The organism is Planococcus salinarum (genome assembly GCF_007004625.1).
Taxonomy (GTDB): domain Bacteria; phylum Bacillota; class Bacilli; order Bacillales_A; family Planococcaceae; genus Planococcus; species Planococcus salinarum.
Genome location: NZ_VIFV01000001.1, coordinates 96177 through 114972 on the forward strand (window position 1 = coordinate 96177; position 18796 = coordinate 114972).

At 49.2% G+C, this 18796-nt stretch carries 19 protein-coding genes and 1 riboswitch; of the genes, 2 read left to right on the forward strand and 17 right to left on the reverse strand.

The window, feature by feature from the left end; genetic code table 11:
- Window positions 1-296: 296 nt before the first annotated feature.
- The 10 genes from DIJ65_RS01495 to DIJ65_RS01535 form a co-directional block, all read right to left on the reverse strand.
- Window positions 297-2438 carry a (Fe-S)-binding protein gene (locus tag DIJ65_RS01495; protein ID WP_071152091.1) on the reverse strand — a complete coding sequence of 714 codons (2142 nt, stop codon included), beginning with the start codon at window positions 2436-2438 and terminating at the stop codon, window positions 297-299.
- 301 nt (window positions 2439-2739) lie between these two features.
- Window positions 2740-4206, reverse strand: a complete 1467-nt coding sequence (locus DIJ65_RS01500; protein ID WP_071152090.1) for an adenosylcobinamide amidohydrolase — start codon at window positions 4204-4206, stop codon at window positions 2740-2742.
- A gap of 1 nt (window position 4207) precedes the next feature.
- Complete coding sequence (locus DIJ65_RS01505; RefSeq protein ID WP_117300207.1) at window positions 4208-5200, reverse strand: FecCD family ABC transporter permease; 993 nt, start codon at window positions 5198-5200, stop codon at window positions 4208-4210.
- Entirely contained in the window at window positions 5193-6218 is a 1026-nt protein-coding gene (locus DIJ65_RS01510) for an ABC transporter substrate-binding protein (RefSeq protein ID WP_117300209.1), read from the reverse strand. The genes DIJ65_RS01505 and DIJ65_RS01510 overlap by 8 nt, the downstream gene beginning before the upstream one ends.
- A gap of 159 nt (window positions 6219-6377) precedes the next feature.
- A riboswitch (cobalamin riboswitch) is annotated at window positions 6378-6563 on the reverse strand.
- Between the two features lie 336 nt (window positions 6564-6899).
- On the reverse strand, window positions 6900-8561 hold the full coding sequence (gene argS, locus DIJ65_RS01515) for an arginine--tRNA ligase (protein WP_117300211.1): 1662 nt from the start codon (window positions 8559-8561) through the stop codon (window positions 6900-6902).
- A complete protein-coding gene (locus DIJ65_RS01520) occupies window positions 8558-8968 on the reverse strand; it encodes a YwiB family protein (protein ID WP_071152089.1) in 411 nt (136 codons plus the stop codon). The genes argS and DIJ65_RS01520 overlap by 4 nt, the downstream gene beginning before the upstream one ends.
- Window positions 8969-9117: 149 nt before the next feature.
- Entirely contained in the window at window positions 9118-9258 is a 141-nt protein-coding gene (locus tag DIJ65_RS16200) for a hypothetical protein (RefSeq protein ID WP_154718714.1), read from the reverse strand.
- A gap of 28 nt (window positions 9259-9286) precedes the next feature.
- Window positions 9287-10159: an agmatinase gene (gene speB / locus DIJ65_RS01525; protein WP_117300213.1), complete on the reverse strand. Its 873-nt coding sequence runs from the start codon at window positions 10157-10159 to the stop codon at window positions 9287-9289.
- Between the two features lie 3 nt (window positions 10160-10162).
- Window positions 10163-10996, reverse strand: a complete 834-nt coding sequence (gene speE, locus DIJ65_RS01530) for a spermidine synthase (RefSeq protein WP_117300215.1) — start codon at window positions 10994-10996, stop codon at window positions 10163-10165.
- A gap of 580 nt (window positions 10997-11576) precedes the next feature.
- A complete protein-coding gene (locus DIJ65_RS01535) occupies window positions 11577-12092 on the reverse strand; it encodes a YwhD family protein (protein ID WP_117300217.1) in 516 nt (171 codons plus the stop codon).
- 63 nt (window positions 12093-12155) lie between these two features.
- Here DIJ65_RS01535 and DIJ65_RS01540 point away from each other — a divergent pair, with 63 nt between their 5' ends.
- Window positions 12156-12341 carry a 2-hydroxymuconate tautomerase gene (locus DIJ65_RS01540; RefSeq protein WP_117300219.1) on the forward strand — a complete coding sequence of 62 codons (186 nt, stop codon included), beginning with the start codon at window positions 12156-12158 and terminating at the stop codon, window positions 12339-12341.
- Between the two features lie 194 nt (window positions 12342-12535).
- On the opposite strand, the gene DIJ65_RS01545 is transcribed toward DIJ65_RS01540, so the two are convergent.
- Genes DIJ65_RS01545 through DIJ65_RS01555 form a run of 3 tightly spaced genes read right to left on the reverse strand, consistent with a single transcriptional unit; the run spans window position 12536 to window position 15209 of the window.
- The gene (locus tag DIJ65_RS01545; RefSeq protein WP_117300221.1) at window positions 12536-13030 is read right to left on the reverse strand and encodes a YwgA family protein; all 495 of its coding nucleotides are present in this window, start codon (window positions 13028-13030) and stop codon (window positions 12536-12538) included.
- A complete protein-coding gene (locus DIJ65_RS01550; protein ID WP_117300223.1) occupies window positions 13031-14335 on the reverse strand; it encodes an HD domain-containing protein in 1305 nt (434 codons plus the stop codon).
- A 58-nt stretch (window positions 14336-14393) separates the two neighbouring features.
- A complete protein-coding gene (locus DIJ65_RS01555) occupies window positions 14394-15209 on the reverse strand; it encodes an octanoyl-[GcvH]:protein N-octanoyltransferase (protein ID WP_071151762.1) in 816 nt (271 codons plus the stop codon).
- Window positions 15210-15384: 175 nt separating this feature from the next.
- On the opposite strand from DIJ65_RS01555, the gene hemQ reads away from it, so the two are divergent.
- Window positions 15385-16134, forward strand: coding sequence for a hydrogen peroxide-dependent heme synthase (hemQ, locus tag DIJ65_RS01560; RefSeq protein ID WP_117300225.1), 750 nt, complete (start codon window positions 15385-15387; stop codon window positions 16132-16134).
- A 494-nt stretch (window positions 16135-16628) separates the two neighbouring features.
- On the opposite strand, the gene DIJ65_RS01565 is transcribed toward hemQ, so the two are convergent.
- From DIJ65_RS01565 to DIJ65_RS01580, 4 genes are read right to left on the reverse strand one after another with little or no spacing between them, the layout of a single operon-like run.
- Window positions 16629-17006: a DUF423 domain-containing protein gene (locus DIJ65_RS01565; protein ID WP_071151759.1), complete on the reverse strand. Its 378-nt coding sequence runs from the start codon at window positions 17004-17006 to the stop codon at window positions 16629-16631.
- 19 nt (window positions 17007-17025) lie between these two features.
- Complete coding sequence (locus tag DIJ65_RS01570; protein WP_117300227.1) at window positions 17026-17292, reverse strand: YwdI family protein; 267 nt, start codon at window positions 17290-17292, stop codon at window positions 17026-17028.
- A 56-nt stretch (window positions 17293-17348) separates the two neighbouring features.
- Window positions 17349-18023, reverse strand: coding sequence for a uracil-DNA glycosylase (locus tag DIJ65_RS01575; protein ID WP_117300230.1), 675 nt, complete (start codon window positions 18021-18023; stop codon window positions 17349-17351).
- Between the two features lie 12 nt (window positions 18024-18035).
- Window positions 18036-18758, reverse strand: coding sequence for a DUF4230 domain-containing protein (locus DIJ65_RS01580; protein WP_071151758.1), 723 nt, complete (start codon window positions 18756-18758; stop codon window positions 18036-18038).
- Window positions 18759-18796 lie beyond the last annotated feature (38 nt).

Here is an 18796-nt window from a genome sequence, read left to right on the forward strand (position 1 = left end):
CTCAGCTTCGCCTCGCTAGCTTCGTCGCAAATAAATCACTAATCTTCTATAAATGGTTCCACTGTAAACGTTGCCTCTGCATCGTTCGGCTACGCCTCACTAGCTTCGAGGCAAACGATATAGGCGAATGACGTTCGCCTATATCGTTGACCGAACGCTCGCTCGACAAGTAGTCATGAAAAAAGGGAGCTTTTAAACTCCCTCTCTTATCTTTCATCTTATAGAATTTTCGTGATTTTAGCAATACTTATCCCGTTTTAAAGGTCAGTAAGACTCCCAGTGAATGGAGTTTCCCTTTATTGGACGATGGTTTCTTCCGGCATTGGTGTTTCGTTGCCGAAGATCGACATTTCAAGAAGTTCGGCAACATCGTAAGTGCCAACCGTTTCTTCCACTTCCTTCGCTTTTGTTCCGTCTGACAGCATTGTCAGGCAGTACGGGCATCCGGAAGAGATCATTGTCGGGCTGACTTCGAGTGCCTGCTCGGTACGCGCAACATTGACGCGGTGTCCGGCATCTTCTTCCATCCACATCAATCCGCCACCGGCTCCACAGCACATTCCGTCCTGGCGGTTCCGGACCATTTCAACCAGCTCGACGCCTTCGATCGATTTCAGGATCTCACGCGGTGCGTCATAGACATCGTTGTAGCGGCCAAGGTAACAGGAATCATGGAACGTAATCATCTCATTGACTGCGTATTGCGGTTTCAGCTTGCCTTGCTGCAGGAGTTCAAACAGCATTTCGGTATGGTGATAAACTTCAGCCTGGAAGCCGAAATCCGGGTATTCGTTTTTGAAGATGTTGTATGCGTGCGGATCAATCGTAACGATTTTCTTGATGTCCGCTTTTTCGAACTCTTTGATATTCGCTGTCGCAAGCTCCTGGAACAGGAATTCGTTCCCAAGACGACGCGGTGTATCTCCGGAGTTCTTTTCTTTATTGCCCAGAATCGCGAATTTCACTCCCGCTTCGTTCATCAGACGAGCGAATGACAACGCAATTTTTTGAGAGCGGCTGTCGAATGAGCCCATTGATCCGACCCAGAACAGGAATTCAAATTCTTCTCCGGCTTTGTTCATTTCTTTGACAGTCGGGATATGAACGTCTTCACGCGCATCTCTCCAATTTTCTTTATCTTTGCGGTTAAGGCCCCAAGGGTTACCCTGCTTCTCGATGTTAGTCATCGCGCGCTGAGCATCTTTGTCCATTTTCCCTTCAGTCATAACCAGGTAACGGCGAAGGTCGATAATTTTATCAACGTGCTCGTTCATTACCGGACATTGGTCTTCACAGTTACGGCAAGTCGTGCATGCCCAGATTTCTTCTTCAGTAATAACGTCGCCGATCAGGCTCGGGCTGTATAGGTCATCGATTGAGATGCCTTCAGCGCCGGCAGCCACTGCCAGCTGGTTTCCTTGCGTGTTGCCGAATGCCATTGCCGGCACCCATGGTTTTTTCTGGGTCATCACTGCACCCGTGTTCGTCAAATTATCACGAAGTTTTGTAATCAGGTCCATTGGCGACAGCATTTTGCCTGTGCCGGTCGCAGGACACATATTCGTGCATCGTCCACATTCCACACAAGCGTAGAAATCGATCATCTGCCCCTGGTTAAAGTCGGTGATTTTTCCGACGCCGAATGAAGGCATAGCGTCCGGATCTTCGTCGTCCTCTTCCATGTCTTCAAAATTGATCGGCTTCAAACGGCCGACGTGATCGGTACGGTGGAACCAGGTATTGACCGGTCCGAAGATCAAGTGAGCGTGCTTCGATTGCGGTACGTAGACAAGGAATGTCAACAGGAACAACAAATGTGCCCACCACATAATATAGAAGATCGTTGCAGCAGCAGTTGCAGACAAGCCTGCAAAGAGCATGGCAAATACAGATGCAACCGGCTCTGTCCAAGCTGTCGGGTGGTCCTGCCAAATCATTCCTGCTCCGTTTCCGACAAGAACTGTAACCATCAATCCGCCGATAAAGATCAGCACGAGACCGGCTTTCCATCCTCGCTTCAAACGGACCAGTTTTTCAATATATCTTCTATAGAATGCCCAAACAACGGCAACCAGAATTGTCAGCGTCACAATTTCCTGGAAAAACGTGAATGCCGGATAGAGCGGCCCCAGTGGCAAATGCGATCCTGGTGACAAGCCTTTGATGATAAAATCGATTGCACTGGCCTGCACCAACAGGAAACCATAGAAGAACATGACGTGGATTGCACCACTTTTCTTATCCTTCAATAATTTTTTCTGTCCAAATACGTTGACCATAACTTTGCGGACACGTTCGTTGAAATTGTCCTCGAATTCCACTTTCTTGCCAAGCTGAATGTAATCATAGCGCGACTTCAACAAGTAAACGAATAGATAAACCGCGTATATTGTCACAGCCAGGAACAAGATCCAGTTTGCGATGAGCAATGGCTCCATTGAGACTCCCCCTTAAAATATATTCCATAAAATCCTTATACAAAGTTTACGTGAACTCCCATCGATTGTCGATGCTTAGTTCTATATTAAAATATGAATGAGCATTCAGTCAATAGTTCTATTGAAAGGGTTTACATATATTTCGGATATTGTGACGGTTTTCGGATTGTTCTCCCTCGCAAGTTCAGCTTATTGAGTATCCAAGGTCGAGCGTTTGGATCAAAAATCTTACATGGAATAAAATCGCCCTTTTTTGGGGGAGTTATCCCCTGAGTTTATTTTCCATAAAAAAAAGCACCGCTCAATGCGGTGCCGGGTTCCGATATCTTCGAATCGCTTCAGTGGTTGCTTTGAAAACGGTTTTGCCGATATGGCGGCCGAGTTCCGAGATGGGGCCGGCGTATTGAAAATTGCCGCCCTGCTGGGTTGCAGCAACGAGCAGACTGTCCGTCGGCGTACCGGTCGCAATGGTGCCGGTGAACGGGTCGATCACTTTCTCTTCCTGAAAAGCTTTCGTCTTCGCTTCGGTCGCCGTCATCATAGCCTGAAGGAAGGCTTCTTCCGCCAGTGTTCCGTTGACGAATATCCAGGTATTGACGGTGCCGACCTTTTTCCTGCGCTCTTTTAAATGGGTCATCGAAACGTCGGTCCCATTGCCGGCGCCTGCTGTTACAGCGACAACAATTGAACCGCCTTCGAATTCACAGTTTTCAAGGACGACTTGCCCGACATCCACAGCCGTCATCATCGCAACGGTATCGGTGGATTTAAACCCTTTTCCTTCAATGTAGAAAGTCAATTCTTCCACCGTATCACTGACTCGGTAGTTTTCATCAACACGGCGGTTCATGAACGTGGTAAACCAGCCCGATCCGGCATTTATGACTGCCGAAGAAACGGTTTTCAGTGGCGCGGCGCTTCGGTAAAGCACCATTTCCGAAGAAACGGAAAAATCTTCTTTTGTAATCTTCTGCTCGACTGCCTGCCGGTCGACACCCGGCATCAATGTAATCTGCGGCTTGGGCAGTTCCGGATGCGGATGGGTCGCGACTCTTGTTCCGTAAACTTCTCTGATTTCTTTTTCCTTCACCACTTCATGCGGCTCACCGATGGCGGCGATTCCGCCCTGGTCGAGCAGCAGCAGGTGATCGCAATACATCGATGCCAGGTTGATGTCATGAAAAATCGATACGATGGTCAGATCCCTTTCGATTGCCTGCCGTTTGATGGTGTCAAGCAGTTCCTTTTGATGATTGATATCCAAATGATTCGTCGGTTCATCGAGCAACAGGATCGAAGCATTCTGCGCAAGTGCCTGGGCAACGAAAACGCGCTGCTGTTCCCCGCCGGACATATGGTCAATCGCCGTATGTTCATAGCGGCTGATATCCATCATTTCCATCGCTTCCACCACGGCCGCTTCATCTTCTGTTGACCAGGAAGAAAACCAGCCGCGCTGATGCGGATACCTGCCGAGGGAGACGGTTTCCCGGACGGTATGGGAGAAAGCGTGGGCGTGAAGCTGCGGCAGCACAGCCATTTTTTTTGCTAGCTCTTTTGTTGCGTACTGCCATAATTCCTTGCCGTCTATCTCCACCGTTCCGGAAGCCGGCTGCAGAATGCCGCTCATCAATTTCATCAGCGTCGATTTGCCGCTGCCATTCGGACCCAAAATTCCGAGCATTTTTCCTTTATTGACCGTGAATGTGGCGTTGTTCACAATATTCTTTTCACCATAGCCGCCACTCAGGTGGTCCACTTTCAACATATTAAGCCACCCCTTTTCGCTGGCGGAAAAAGACGAATGCAAATACGGGGGCCCCGATAAACGCGGTGATGACCCCGATCGGCAATTCCGTCGGAGAAATGATCGTCCGTGACACCAAGTCGCAGACGATCAATAATGCAGCGCCGTTAATGAATGACAGCGGCAGAAGATGGCGGTGGTCTGATCCCCACAGCAGCCGGGTGATGTGCGGGACCACCAAACCGACAAAGCCGATAGTTCCGGATACCGCCACTGCGGCCCCAGTCAAAACAGAGCCGCCGATCAGGATGACCATCTTGCGTCTTCTCACGTCGACACCCAGATGCCTTGCCCGGTCTTCACCGAACAGCATGGCGTTCAGTTCGCGGCGGTTCAGCCATAGCAGGAAAGAACCGATCACAATAAATGGCAGGGCCATCTGCACGTAGGGCCAACCGCGCATCGACACACTGCCGAGCAGCCAGCCGATGATTTGGCGAAGTTCTTCTCCAGTCAACGCGATCATCAGGGAGATGATTGAACCCAAAAACGAACTGAAGATGATTCCCGTCAGAATGACTGTTTCCATCTTCATCGAACGGTCCACCATCTTTGCAAATCCAATGACCGCAAGCATCGTCAGAAGCGCACCGAGCATGCTCATGACCGGCAGCGTGAAACTCCCAAGAAACGGGATGGAAATTCCGAAAAACAAAGTCATGACCGCCCCCACCGAAGCACCGGAAGAAACACCCAGTGTATAAGGGTCTGCCAATGGGTTTCTCAAAAGACCCTGAAAGGCGGCACCGGCAATCGCCAGCGCCGCTCCCACAAGACCCGCAAGTACGACTCGCGGCATACGGATATTCCATAAGATATTGGCGGCTGTTTCATCCAATGAAGGATTCCATAAAACCGCCGGTGATATAGACACCGTGCCAACTGTCAGCCCCAGCAGTATTGCTCCCCCCAGTAACAGGAAAGAAACAGCATAGGCCAGCCAGCTTTTACTCACTGAACACCTCAGGGTAGACTGCCTCTGCCAATTCCAGCAAACCTACCGTCAAGCGGGGGCCGGAACGGGTGACCGCATCCGAGTCGATATTATACACTGCATCTTCCTTCACCGCAGTGATTTCCGAGAAGCCGCCGCGTTGTTTGATTTGTTCAACTGCTTCCGGATTGTAACCGCCTTCCGTGGTAACAATGACATCCGGATTTCCGCTGACAATCGCTTCCGGATCCATGCTCACCCATCCTTCCTGGTCGCCCGCCATATTTTCTGCGTTGATCATCGACAGCATTTCATCGATGAACGTTCCGCTGCCTGTTGTATAGATATCCGGCTCGCTTCCAACTTCCACAAAGACTGTTTTCGGATCTTCAACCGCTTCCGCCTGTTCGGTAATACTATCCACCTGAACCTGCATTTCCGTGACGAGCGCATTCGCTTCATCGGTGGCACCTGTGGCCTGTCCGATTACAGTGATGGAATCATACACTTCTTCGAAACTTGTTTCGTTATTGACGACATACACCGTGATTCCGGCATCGCGCAATTGCTGCAGGCCGGTCTCCCATGTGCTGATGCCGGATTCGTGTGAAATGACTAGATCCGGCTCAAGGCTGATGACTTTCTCGACATTGAATTCCTGCCCGCCGATTTTTTCTACATCTGCCGTTTCTTCCGGGTAGTTATCATAGTCGGACACGCCGACCATTTTGTCAGCAAGACCCAATTCATAGGCAATTTCCGTTGTCGAAGGAACCATCGACACAATTGCCTGCGGTTCTTCTTCTATCACGACTTCGTCACCGAGTGCATCAACGAGGGTCACAGGAAATTCCACTTCCGCAACTTCTTCCGGCGGCTCTGCCGGTGTTTCGATTTCAGATTCTTCGATTTCCTCATCTCTATCAATTTCCTGTTCTTCAATTTCCTGTTCTTCAATTGTTCCGTCTTCTCCGCCGCATCCTGCCAGCAGTACTGCTGCCAATCCTGCGCTCATACCAAACTTCCAAAATTTCTTCATATTGGTTTCCTCCTATGTGTTTTTTTGCGGTTCAGCACCGAATCAGCGGAGGGGGGCCGCTGATTCGTGGCTGAACCAAAATAAAATCCCCCGCAGCTATGCGAGGAATTGAAAGGACGCCATAAAAAGACATGTGCATCCAGCCTGTCCTCGCAAGCTAATGGGTGATTCATAAAGGCAGGTCTCCTGGCTTGTGATCATCGCACACTGCACCTTCCCGGAACTTTGTTCCAGTGGCATTTGCAGACAGCTCACACTTACAGTGGCGGGACCGCGCCGGAATCGAACCGGCTTCCCTTTTAACTCATGTTCTTAGACATAAGCACCTTTATGATTGGTATGAAGTTTTTATTATTTAAGATGAAATAAACAGATACAATAACCGATATTCCGCAAAACAGCTCCGCGTTCCTGGGGGCTCGCGCTGAACTAACTCGGGCTATTCGCCCGAGTGGATTTCAGCACTTCGCCTGGTCCCCATGGAGTCTTCGCTGTTTTGCTCCATTTCGTTAGAGACTGCTCTCAGCGCTGGCGCGTTTCCGGACTGGGCGAAGCAATAAGACGAGTGGTTTTTTCGGCTTATTGCGGGAGCCTTGTCCTGAGCGCCGAAGCGTTGTATCTAAGATAAATCTTTAGTTCAACTTATATAGTTTATTATACAGAATTTTTCAGGAATGTCTCTTACATTTTATCGGGTGCTTCGACTCCGACCGTTTTTAATGCATTGGCAAGTGTCGTTTTGACGGACGTGATCAATGCCAAACGGGCACGGGTCATATCGCCATTCGAAGGATCCAGAACCTTATTGGCATTATAGAAGCTGTGGAAATGGGATGCCAGTTCATGGATGTAAGCCGTCACACGATGCGGCGCGCGCTGTTTCGCGGCATCCGCAATGACCTGCGGGAAGTCGCCGATTTTTTTCAGGACATCGATTTCTTTTTCATCCGTCAATAGATCCAGGTGTTCGGTCGAAGCAGTAAAGCCCTGTTCTTCTGCCTGGCGCAAAATCGAACAAATGCGTGCGTGTGCATATTGCGAATAATAAACCGGGTTTTCATTGGATTGCGACACTGCAAGATCCAAATCGAAATCCATATGCGAATCGCCTGAGCGCATAGCGAAGAAATAACGGACAGCGTCCAGGCCAACCAGCTCGACCAGTTCGCGCATCGTCACGGCTTTGCCGGTACGTTTGCTCATTTTCATCTTTTCGCCGTCTTTGTACAATTGCACCATTTGGATGATGCTCACTTCGAGTGTGTCGCGGTCGTAGCCGAGCGCCTCGATTGCAGCTTTCATGCGCGAGATATAGCCGTGATGGTCCGCTCCCCAAATATTGATCAACTTATCGAAGCCACGTGCAAGTTTGTCTTCGTGGTAAGCGATATCAGGCATCAGGTACGTATAAGTTCCATCATTTTTAATCAGGACGCGGTCTTTGTCATCGCCGAATGTTGTCGAGCGGAACCAGGTTGCACCGCCTTCTTCATAGATATGGCCATTATCACGCAATTTCTGCAACGCCACGTCAATTTCGCCTTTTTCGTACAATGAGGTTTCAGAAAACCAGACATCGAATTCGACGCGGAAATCCGCCAGATCCTTCTGCAGTTTCGCGAGTTCCACTTCAAGCCCGTGCCTGCGGAATTCCGCATAGCGCTCTTCGTGGCTCATGTGCAGGAATTTATCACCGTGTTCAGCGACAAGTGCTTTTGCGATGTCGATAATGTCTTGTCCGCGGTAGCCGTCTTCCGGCATGCTTTCTGTCCGCCCAAGCTCCTCGAAATAGCGCCCTTCAATGGAAAGCGCCAGGTTGTTGATCTGGTTACCCGCGTCATTGATGTAATATTCACGGGATACGTTATAACCCGCAAGATCCAGCACGTTGCACAGCGAATCGCCGACTGATGAGCCGCGCGCGTGGCCAAGGTGGAGATCGCCTGTCGGGTTGGCCGAGACGAACTCGACCTGGACCTTTTCGCCTGCACCTGAATCTGAGCGGCCGTAATTTTCCTTTTGTTCCAGCACGGTTTTCACAACATCCAGCAGATAATCTTTTTTGATGGTGATGTTAATGAAACCGGGACCGGCAATTTCAATGTTCTCGATGTTCGCCGATTCTTTATCGATGTTTGCCACAATCGCTTCTGCAATGACTTTTGGCGCTTTTCTTGCCACGCGCGTCAATTGCATCGCAATGTTGGTCGCATAATCCCCGTTCGATTTGTCTTTCGGCGATTCCAGATGGACATCCACCGGATCCGTTGTCAATTCCGCTTTTTGCACGGCTTCCGCGATTGCCGATTTAATGGCCTGCTGAACTTTTTCAACTGCATTCATTTTGTAGCCTCCATAAATTGAATTTCCATTTCATACTCGCCGGCAAAATCTGCACCGAGCGCCAGATCATAACGGACTTTAAAATGACTGTCGCCCACCGATAATTCATGTGCGGTCGTCGTCAGCATGAACGAACCCTGCTCGTTCGTCAGGTTTCCGGTCTGCTCTTTATGCAATAAAAACGGTAGCCTCATCTGCAGGCCGCCGCTTCTCATGATCACCGCTTCTTCTTCAGTGAATTTCACAATGGTGCGGATTTCAAGCTCATCCTGCTGCTCACGGTATTGAAGGTATTGGCGGTTGTTTTTTTCCGTCAACGTCCCATGCGCCTGCAGTGTCATCACTTGATCGTCCATATCCGGCTGGCGGATGGTCGTTGTCAGTCTGATGTCCACTGATTTTTCCATTTCTGCCGCCTCCCCGTTTGTTGATAACCTTTATATTATAGCGCGAGAGAAGCGCGTTTATCAATTAATTGTTTATCAGCGATTTTCGGCGGTTTATCGGCGGTTTATCAGCGGTTTTTTCGGGTTTATCAGCGATTTTCCGTTGTTTATCAGCGGTTTTTCAGTTTATCGTCGATTTTTTCCGGTTTATCGTCGATTCCTACCCTTTTATCGTCGGTTTTTTCCGGTTTATCGTCGATTTCAAGTCGTTTATCGTCGATTCCCAATAAAATCCGCAAAAAGCCGACCAAATTATTGGCCGGCTTCATTCATACGATTTTATTTAACCCAACCCAATATCATTTCACGCATCAGCTTGCTTGCGGTATTCGCTGTCTGGTCGGAATGGTCGTAAACGGGTGCCAATTCCACCAGGTCGAATCCAACAACGTTGACGCCGGATGCAGCGATGGCGTGGATGGATGCCAGCAGTTCGCGGGATGTGATGCCACCTGCGTCGACGGTTCCTGTGCCCGGTGCGTGCGCCGGATCCAAGACGTCCATGTCGATCGTCACGTAGACATTGCGTCCGTCGAGCGTCGGCAGGATTTCTTTCAGCGGCTCAAGAACTTCGAACTTCGAGATGTGCATGCCTTGTTCTTTTGCCCATTCGAATTCTTCTTTCATCCCTGAGCGGATGCCGAATGAATAGACATTTTGCGGTCCGATATGGTCCGCGATTTTGCGGATCGGCGTCGAATGTGAATATTCTTCGCCTTCGTAGTTTTCACGCAGGTCGGTGTGCGCGTCGAAGTGGATGATCGCCAAATCGTCGTACTTGCTGGCGACAGCCCGCATGACCGGCAGAGAAACCAAATGTTCGCCGCCCATGCCCATCGGAATTTTGTCGTCTTTCAATAAGGTATGAACGTAAGTCTCGATTTCAAGCAATGATTTTTCCGGATTGCCGAATGGCAACGGAATATCGCCCGCATCAAAGAACTTAACGTCCTCGAGTTCGCGGTCCAGGTACGGACTGTATTCTTCCAGTCCGATTGACACTTCACGGATTTTGTTCGGACCGAAACGGGAACCGGGACGGTAGCTGACTGTCCAGTCCATGGGCATGCCGTACAATACCGCTTTTGACTCATCGTAATTCGGATGGCTTTTGATGTATACTTTGCCTGAGTAAGTTTCGTCGAATCTCATATTTTATTCGCCTGCCATATCTTTCACGAATTTAGGGAGCGCAAACGCCGCGGTGTGCAGCTCCTTCGTGTAGTATTTTGTTTCGATATCATGGAAACGTTCAGCCGGCACATTCAACGGATCGTACTTTTTCGAACCGATCGTGAATGCCCACAGCCCGCTTGGATAAGTTGGAATGTTGGCCAGGTACAATTTCGTAATCGGGAAAATTTCCCGCACGTCACTTTGGACCTGCTTGATCAAATCACCTTTGAACCAAGGGTTGTCCGATTGCGCCACGAAAATACCGTCTTCTTTCAACGCTTTCGAAATGCCGGCATAAAATCCTTTGGAGAATAAATTCACAGCCGGGCCGACCGGTTCAGTCGAATCAACCATGATGACGTCGTATTCGTTGTCCGATTCCGCGATGTGCATGAAGCCGTCCCCCACAATCACTTCCACGCGCGCATCTTCAAGGCCGGATGCAATCGATGGCAGAAATTTCTTCGAGTACTCGATCACTTTGCCGTCGATATCGACCAGCGTCGCTTTCTTCACAGAAGGGTGCTTCAGGATTTCGCGGATCACGCCGCCGTCACCGCCGCCGACAACAAGCACATTTTCCGGGTTCGGATGAGTGAAAAGGGGCACGTGTGCAACCATTTCATGGTAGACGAACTCGTCTTTTTCCGACGTCATGACCATGCCGTCAAGGAACAGCATATTGCCCCATTCCGCCGTTTCAGCCATCTCCAAATATTGAAAATCCGTCTGCTCCGTATGAAGCGTCTTGTTGATCTTCATCGTAATTCCGAAATTCTCGGTCTGCTTTTCTGTGTACCAGAATCCTGCCATCTATAATCAAACTCCTTTTTCCATTATATTAATCACTTAAAAAAGTATAAGTGTTTTGGGCGAAAGTGCAATACAATTTTTCATACAGTCCTCTTTACCCGACTGGTGCAATATTATTCAGGAAAATAAGAAAAGCGGAAGCGGCCATGTAGATGGGCGCTGAAGTCTGGACATCGCAATACTGGTTTATAAGAACCTTCACATTAATAAAGCTGTGCTCATTCTCCAGTTAAAAAGGCTTTCTGTACAGAGAATATTTTCCCTCCACAGAAAGCCTTTTTAATCCTGTTAAGCGAAGAAAGTGACATGAGGCATTGGGCTTGGGTTTACTCACAATCGCTCACGGCACTTGCTTGCCGACAGGTGTCCTAGCTTTCTATTTTAAAAAGCTGTATCCCTAGTGTACTTCGTTTTCTCCGTAACTTCAACTGCCTCTTATACCCATTTTGAAATGTCATTTTTCGGTCAAAAAAGGCAGAAAAATATCGGACACAGCAAATAAATATCTTATACTCAGCTGGAAAAGTGGACAAAAATAAGAACCTCGGCCATTTCGGCCGAAGCTCTTCCTTCCATAAACTTATACGTCCAATTCCTGGTGGAGCTGTTCCTCGCTGCGCTGCCACATTTCAGGGTTGTGGCTTCGCAGGTATTCGGCGAGTACACGTTTTGACGGTGCGTCCATATTATCAACCATGATTTTGCGTTTCATCGACTTATCCATGCGGTTGACGTGGTCAGCCAGAATCTTGTAGCCCCTACGTTTTTCACGGTTAACGACCATTTCGCAGGCGGTCACTCCCGCATAGTAAGGCCCTTCAGGATTAAAATCGATGGTGATCCAGATCAGCCAATAATCCTTGCCGCCTGCCGAATCTTCGCGGTTAACGGTGAATTTGATGCCTTTCTCCACTTGGCTGCGTGCATGCATCGCCCCAACGTCGATGAAGGCTTCCTGTTCTTCGACATCGATGAACAGGGGCGAAACATTTTCAAGGGAAAGCGAGCCAATGCCGTAGCCTTTGTGGCCGCCAGTCGGATCATCTTTTATGATGGTGAATCCTACTTTTTGTTTTGGTTTTTCATTGTTGGACATGTGTACATTCCCTCCATTCTGCTATGATAAGGTTGAACCCAAAGAAAAGGAGCTGTGTCCATTATGCCATACGTTACGGTTAAAATGCTCGAAGGACGGACGGAAGAACAGAAACGCGCGCTTATCGAAAAAGTCACTGAAGCTGTTACTGAAACAACCGGTGCCTCAGCCGAGAAAGTCGTCGTTTTCATCGAAGACATCCAGAAAAACAGTTACGGCACTAACGGTAAACTTTATTCAGATCAATAAAGAAAAGCGATTGCGAGAGATGGGCCCAAACTTTTTTGGGGTCCATCTCTTTGCGACGAAGCAGCGTAGCGATGCAGGAGCAGCCGCACAGCCAGATTGACTTATGACCCCAAGAGCTTGGCCGCAGGAGTCTGGACAATAACATAGGCACATTTTGCGGCTTCCATTGCGGAAGCCGTTTTATTTTGCTGAAATCACTGCCTTAATTCTCCTATGAAAGCAAAGGCTTCCGCAATTTCTGCCTGCGTAAAATTCAACTTTCCTTTTACGCTGTGCAGTTTTGCAATCTGCTCACTCTGTTCCAGGTCATCGAAAAACAGCAGGGTGGCCGTCAATTCCAAAAATCTGGCACTTTTGCCGTTCAATTTCACCGCGTGCGCAGCATCGGCAAGCTCCGGTTTCCCCAGTGCATTGCGGAATTCGAGCCCTTCATCCGTTACCGTGTAGCGGTATTGGACGTACGAACTTTTGTCCTCTTTCTGTTCATGAATAAAGCCCATGTCGCACAGTTCCTCCACGCGGGCAGTCAATTCCTCCGAATACGGGCCGTAAATATGAAATTCATATTTTTCCTGGAACGGCATGCCGATTTTCTTCAGTATGTATATCATCTTCTGCAATTTTTTGCGTCCGGTTACACCTTCCGCTGTGGAAATGAAGTCCACTATTTTTGCGTGTTCCTGAAGCAATCAAACCCCTCCTTCTCTTAACAGTTCAAGTATTTGCTGTTTGATTTCCTTTTTCTGTCCATCTATTAATAATTCCGCAGGGAAATACAGTTTATAGTCCGTCCGGCGTTTGCCGGAAATGCCATCGACAATCTGGGACAGGCGCGACAACTCCTTGATATCGCCATTCGGCATCAGGAGATGGATCGGCAGCCGCTCTTCTTCCTCTCCCGGCCGGTAAAAATCGTACGGCAGGTCGGAAGTTGAATCGTCTATCAGGTAATATTCCGGATCGATGCCGGCCCTCTCGAATAATTGAGTCAGTTCCCCAAGCTTTTTGTAATCCTTGCCCGGATCGAAATCGACATATTGGAACAGGCGCCGGTTGACGAACCGGTCACAAAGATCCGAAAGTATCGGGTCGCGTTCGGTGAGCCACAACTGAAAATAAGTCATCAGGACGCCTTCATCCAGTGCCAGGTAATCCTTTAAGGTAAATGAATTATCGAAAAAGGCCAGGAAATGGGTCGGTGGCTGCTCGAATTTATAGCCGTGCCCGCTCAAATATTTGGCGCGCTGAAGAATCTTGCGGAGTATAACTTCCGCACTGCGTGCCACCGGATGGAAATACACCTGCCAATACATCTGGTAGCGGCTCATGATGTAATCTTCCACCGCGTGCATCCCGCTGGATTTGATGACGACCTGGTCCTCGAACGGGCGCATGACCCGGAGAATCCGCTCCATATCAAAATGGCCGTAGGAAACGCCGGTGTAATAGGCATCGCGCTGCAGGTAATCCATGCGGTCCGCATCAATCTGGCTTGAAATGAGCGAAACCACTTGTTTATTGGCATAGGTTTTGCCGATGACTTCCGCTACTTTCTTCGGGAATTCTGCTGAGACTTTCTTCAGGATGCTGTTCACTTCCGTATCGCCCTGCAGAATTTCACGGGTGAAATCCTCGTGATCGACATTGAAAACTTTTTCAAATGAATGCGAAAACGGGCCGTGGCCCAAATCATGCAAAAGAGCGGCGCACAGGACGACGAGGCGTTCGCTTTCATCCCATTCCGGACGCTCGTGGAAGATATCATCGTTTATTCTTCTGACAATCTCATAAACACCAAGGGAATGGCTGAAACGGCTGTGCTCCGCACCATGAAATACGAGATAGGACGTGCCAAGCTGCTTGATGCGCCGCAGCCGCTGGAATTCGCGGGCATTGATCAAATCCCAGATGACTTGGTCGCGTACGTGGATATACCGGTGAACCGGATCTTTGAATACTTTTTCTTCTGCTAACTTCTGATTTGCATAATCCACACGCGCACCTCCAGGTTTTTCTGTTTCCTACCAGTTTACACCAGTGCATTCAACCTGTTCAAGATGAGCTCAGCATTTTCGCATTGCGCTCCACTACCCGAGTCAGGTAATAGCCGTAGCGCTCGGTTTCTTCCGGCTGCAATGGTTTCAGCACTGGCTCTTCGAGAAGATTGTACAAATCGACCACCACTTCCGCCACCGTAATGTCACGGCCGAGCAATTCACTCAAGGAAGCCATCGTTTCAGGTTGGATGGAAGGGTAAGCGAATTTCGTTTCTTCTCCCTTTAATCCCGCTTCATAAAAGTCGCGGATCAATTCTGCGCGCTCGGCGCCGCTGCCCTCGATGCACAGATAAACCTGTACCGCAATCCCTTTGCGGATGCGGCGCTGCGAGACACCGGCAAATTTGCGGCCGCCGATGCTGAGGTCGTAGGAGCCGGGGCAATACGAGCCGACGATTTCATAGGCTTCGATCTCCGCTTCCGGAAACAGCATGCGAACCAGTTCCAGCATCATGTCGTAGCCTTCCGGAATATCGATGGCACTTTCCTCTTCGGACAACACGATTGAAATGTTCAGCACGCCTGCGTCCAGGACGACGGCCAGGCCGCCCGAATTGCGGACAATCGGGGTGAAGCCATTTTCCTTCAATACTTTGAGTCCCTCATCGATATGCGGCAGGCGGTGGTCCTGGATTCCGAGCACCACGGTGTCATCGTGCACCCATGTCCGGATGGTCGGTGCGCTCACGCCGGATCCGACCAGTTCGCAAAGCAAATCGTCCGCTGCAAAAGATTCGAGCGCGGATCTATTTTTTGCGCTCAGGGACTGATCCCAGAAACGCCATTCAGTTTCTTCAGTAAATAACGGCATTATTGTTTCTCCTCTTCAAAGCTGTCGCTTGGTTTTATTTTACCTTACGGGGCGTTCCGTGAAAAGGAACGATGGTCATGTCAAATTGGTGACAGGCACTTCTTTCGAAGCAACTCGATGCGTGGGTATGATAAACTGTTTTTGAGAGATTTTCATTATAAGGAGTGTTTAACAGATGAATGAAGCAGCAATCACATTAGACGGCTGGTACGTCCTCCACGATTTCCGTTCGATGGACTGGGTATCATGGAAAATGCTTGAGGACGAAGAACGCCAATTCGCGATCAACGAATACCAGGCATTTATGGACAAGGTAAACATAGCCGATGAAAATAAAACCGGCGCACACGCACTGTATTCAATCGTTGGCCAAAAGGCAGATTTGATGCTGATGCTATTGCGCGAAACGATGGACGAATTACAGGAACTTGAAACGGAATACAACAAGCTGACTTTGGTCGCTTACACGGTTCCGACGTATTCGTACGTGTCCGTAGTCGAACTTTCCAACTACCTTGCAGGGAAATCAGAAGAAGATCCATATCAGAACCCGCATGTCCGTTCGCGTCTGTATCCGGAACTTCAGCGTTCGCAGTACATCTGCTTCTACCCGATGGACAAGCGCCGCGACGGCGACGACAACTGGTACATGCTGCCAATGGACGAGCGCAAAGATTTGATGCTGTCCCACGGAAAAATCGGCCGCAGCTATGCGGGCAAAGTGAAACAAATCATTTCCGGCTCAGTCGGCTTTGACGATTACGAATGGGGCGTAACGCTGTTCGCAGATGACGTTCTCCAGTTTAAAAAGCTGATCTACGAAATGCGTTTTGACGAAGTCAGCGCTCGTTATGCTGAATTCGGTTCGTTCTACGTCGGCACTCGCCTTGATGCAGAAAAAATCGTGAAGTTTTTGGAAGTTTAAGTTGATGGATTGATTGAAAGCCGCCTTTTGGGCGGTTTTTTTTCATGGGGATTTATTTATGGGGACGGTAGAGGCGACTTTTTTGGAGAAATTAAACAGATATTTCGTGACCGCACCTCGCCGATGGATTTCCGCACCTTCCACCCCATTTCCGCACCTCAGGAGCATATTTCCGCACCTCGATTTATGCAATAAAATATATTGGATTTTATTGGCTAATTTATCTCCTCAATTTATACTTTTTGAAGCCATTTTTCACTCAACCGACGTTTTCACATCCCCTCTATTTCCATTTTTCTGGATATACTGTCCGGAGAGAATGAAATACTGTCCGGAACCGATGAAATACTGTCCGCAAATCAAAAATACTGTCCGGAATCTCCTATTTACTATCCGCAGCATATTCCCATCTGAACTGAACGAAATACGAGCCATTCCCCGGCACATCAAAAAAACTGCCCGCATCTCACTCGCGGACAGCTTTTCCTCCTTCTTTATAGCGCTTTGGTTGCAGCGATGATCAGCAAGATCCAGCCGGCGATGAATGCCAGGCCGCCGATTGGCGTAATTGCGCCTAATATGCTGATGCCGGTCAGGCTCAAGACATACAGGCTGCCGGAGAAAATGACGATGCCGGCAAGCATCAGATAACCTGCCCAGCTCAAGGACCCCAATGGGCCAAGAAGCGACGAACTCATCAATATCGCGACGACCATCAGCCCGATTGAATGGAACATCTGGTATTGAACGGCAGTTTGCCATGTGTCCAAATATTTATCAGCGACGCGGCCTTCCAGCATGTGCGCGCCGAATGCGCCGAATGCCACGCTCAGTAAAGCATTGACAGCTCCGGCAATCAAGAAAAATTTCATTCTTTATTCCTCATTCCCATTAAAATTCGAACAGCGAATCGCCATTTGCCCCTTCTTCCACCAGTTTCTTTTGGGACAGGACAGGCTGCTGCACGGGGGGCGCTGACAGCGGAGTCGCGCGAGGCGCTGGCGCTGGTGGAGCATGCTGCTCCTCGCCCTCAAGCAACAGGTCGCAAAGTGCGCGGATTGCTGCAAGGGATTCCCGCATTTTCGCAGCATCTCCGCCACGCGCCTGGCGTGCATGTTTTTCTATTTCTGTAATTACGCGTTCATGTCCGACGGCCATAGTAACCCCCCTTTTTATATATCATCCTTTATATTAACACGCCTTCAATCCAGTCGTCAGTCCAAACAGAAATCTATCGGCGGTTCTCCGCGCTGCTGTAACAGGCTGTTCACTTTTGAGAAAGGCCTGCTGCCGAAAAAACCGCGCCTTGCACTGAACGGGCTCGGATGCGGCGCTTCAATGACGTCATGGCGCGCCAGATCAATCAACCCTTTTTTGGTTTGCGCCGGTTTGCCCCATAACACGAAGATCACCGGTTCCTCCCGATCAGATAATGTACGGATCACTTCGTCGGTAAACGTTTCCCAGCCTTTCCCGCGATGGGAATGGGCTTCACCCTGCCGAACGGTCAATACGGTGTTGAGCATCATGACGCCCTGGTCCGCCCATTTGGTCAAAGTGCCGTCTGAAGGTTGTTCGCAGCCGATATCATCGTTCAACTCCTTGAAGATATTGCGCAGGCTCGGCGGAATTTTAACGCCGGGTTTGACGGAAAAACTCAAGCCGTGTGCCTGGCCCGGCCCATGATATGGATCCTGCCCCAGGATGACGACTTTAACGTCCTTGTAAGCCGTATGTTCAAAAGCCGACCAGATTTCGTCTTTCGGTGGATAGACCGTTGCCGTTTCGTATTGCTCCTTTAAAAACTCACGAAGTTTCAAGTAATAGGGTTTGTCGAATTCTTCACCAACCACTTCCTGCCAATCGTTGGGCAAAATCTTCTTGTTCACAGCCTTCACTCCTCAGTCTTTAAACTTTACCGTTACATCATAGTCCACCAATTGGAACATTTCTTCAACCGAACGTGCAGCGTTTTTTTCCGCCAGGTCAAGCACGCCCTGTCCGCGGGTTTCCTCCAGCATCATCTGCTTCGCTTCCTCCGCCAATTCATAGGCTTCGGGAAATTCTCTTCCCCCGCTTAACAGACCTTCATTTGAATAAATCTCCACTTTATCCATGAATAATTCAGGACCGCCCAGGAAATCGGCGTGCGGCAATGTGAGAGTCGCCGTTTTCGCTTCATCATCCACTTCAATATCATCTTCCGTGATTTGCGAGAAGTCGATCCCTGCCCGAACGGACCCGGGAATCACGACCAGCAGTTCCCGCTTCGTGCCCGGCAGATCCAATCCGATACTCTTGCCGAAGACTTTATTGTCTTCCTGTTTGATGATAACTTTCGAATAGGCTTCTGCCGTCGATAATTCGTTGAGATCCTGCATCCTCTCAAGGAAAGCGCTTTTGCTCTCGGTCGCTGTGCTGCCCCCTTGGATCATCCACCAGGTTCCGAGCGGCAAGGCGATCAACAACAGCAACCCTGCGGCGATCAATAAAAGAAATGAATTGCGGAAAACGCCCATCATCACTTTCATCGATTTCCAAAACCCCGATTCCTCGGTTCCTTCTTTGCCTTTCATTTCTTCCAGCAACCGTTCCATTTCTGTCAGTTTCGGATCCTTTGCCAATTGACATCCCTCTTTCTATTTTTTTCAGCTGATTGTCG

Bases quoted from the DNA above. Each gene is read 5' to 3' on its own strand.
- DIJ65_RS01495 (WP_071152091.1), bottom strand. From the start codon at position 2,438: ATGGAGCCATTGCTCATCGCAAACTGGATCTTGTTCCTGGCTGTGACA.
- DIJ65_RS01500 (WP_071152090.1), bottom strand. From the start codon at position 4,206: ATGTTGAAAGTGGACCACCTGAGTGGCGGCTATGGTGAAAAGAATATT.
- DIJ65_RS01510 (WP_117300209.1), bottom strand. From the start codon at position 6,218: ATGAAGAAATTTTGGAAGTTTGGTATGAGCGCAGGATTGGCAGCAGTA.
- argS (WP_117300211.1), bottom strand. From the start codon at position 8,561: ATGAATGCAGTTGAAAAAGTTCAGCAGGCCATTAAATCGGCAATCGCG.
- DIJ65_RS01520 (WP_071152089.1), bottom strand. From the start codon at position 8,968: ATGGAAAAATCAGTGGACATCAGACTGACAACGACCATCCGCCAGCCG.
- speB (WP_117300213.1), bottom strand. From the start codon at position 10,159: ATGAGATTCGACGAAACTTACTCAGGCAAAGTATACATCAAAAGCCAT.
- speE (WP_117300215.1), bottom strand. From the start codon at position 10,996: ATGGCAGGATTCTGGTACACAGAAAAGCAGACCGAGAATTTCGGAATT.
- DIJ65_RS01535 (WP_117300217.1), bottom strand. From the start codon at position 12,092: ATGTCCAACAATGAAAAACCAAAACAAAAAGTAGGATTCACCATCATA.
- DIJ65_RS01540 (WP_117300219.1), top strand. From the start codon at position 12,156: ATGCCATACGTTACGGTTAAAATGCTCGAAGGACGGACGGAAGAACAG.
- DIJ65_RS01555 (WP_071151762.1), bottom strand. From the start codon at position 15,209: ATGCCGTTATTTACTGAAGAAACTGAATGGCGTTTCTGGGATCAGTCC.
- hemQ (WP_117300225.1), top strand. From the start codon at position 15,385: ATGAATGAAGCAGCAATCACATTAGACGGCTGGTACGTCCTCCACGAT.
- DIJ65_RS01565 (WP_071151759.1), bottom strand. From the start codon at position 17,006: ATGAAATTTTTCTTGATTGCCGGAGCTGTCAATGCTTTACTGAGCGTG.
- DIJ65_RS01570 (WP_117300227.1), bottom strand. From the start codon at position 17,292: ATGGCCGTCGGACATGAACGCGTAATTACAGAAATAGAAAAACATGCA.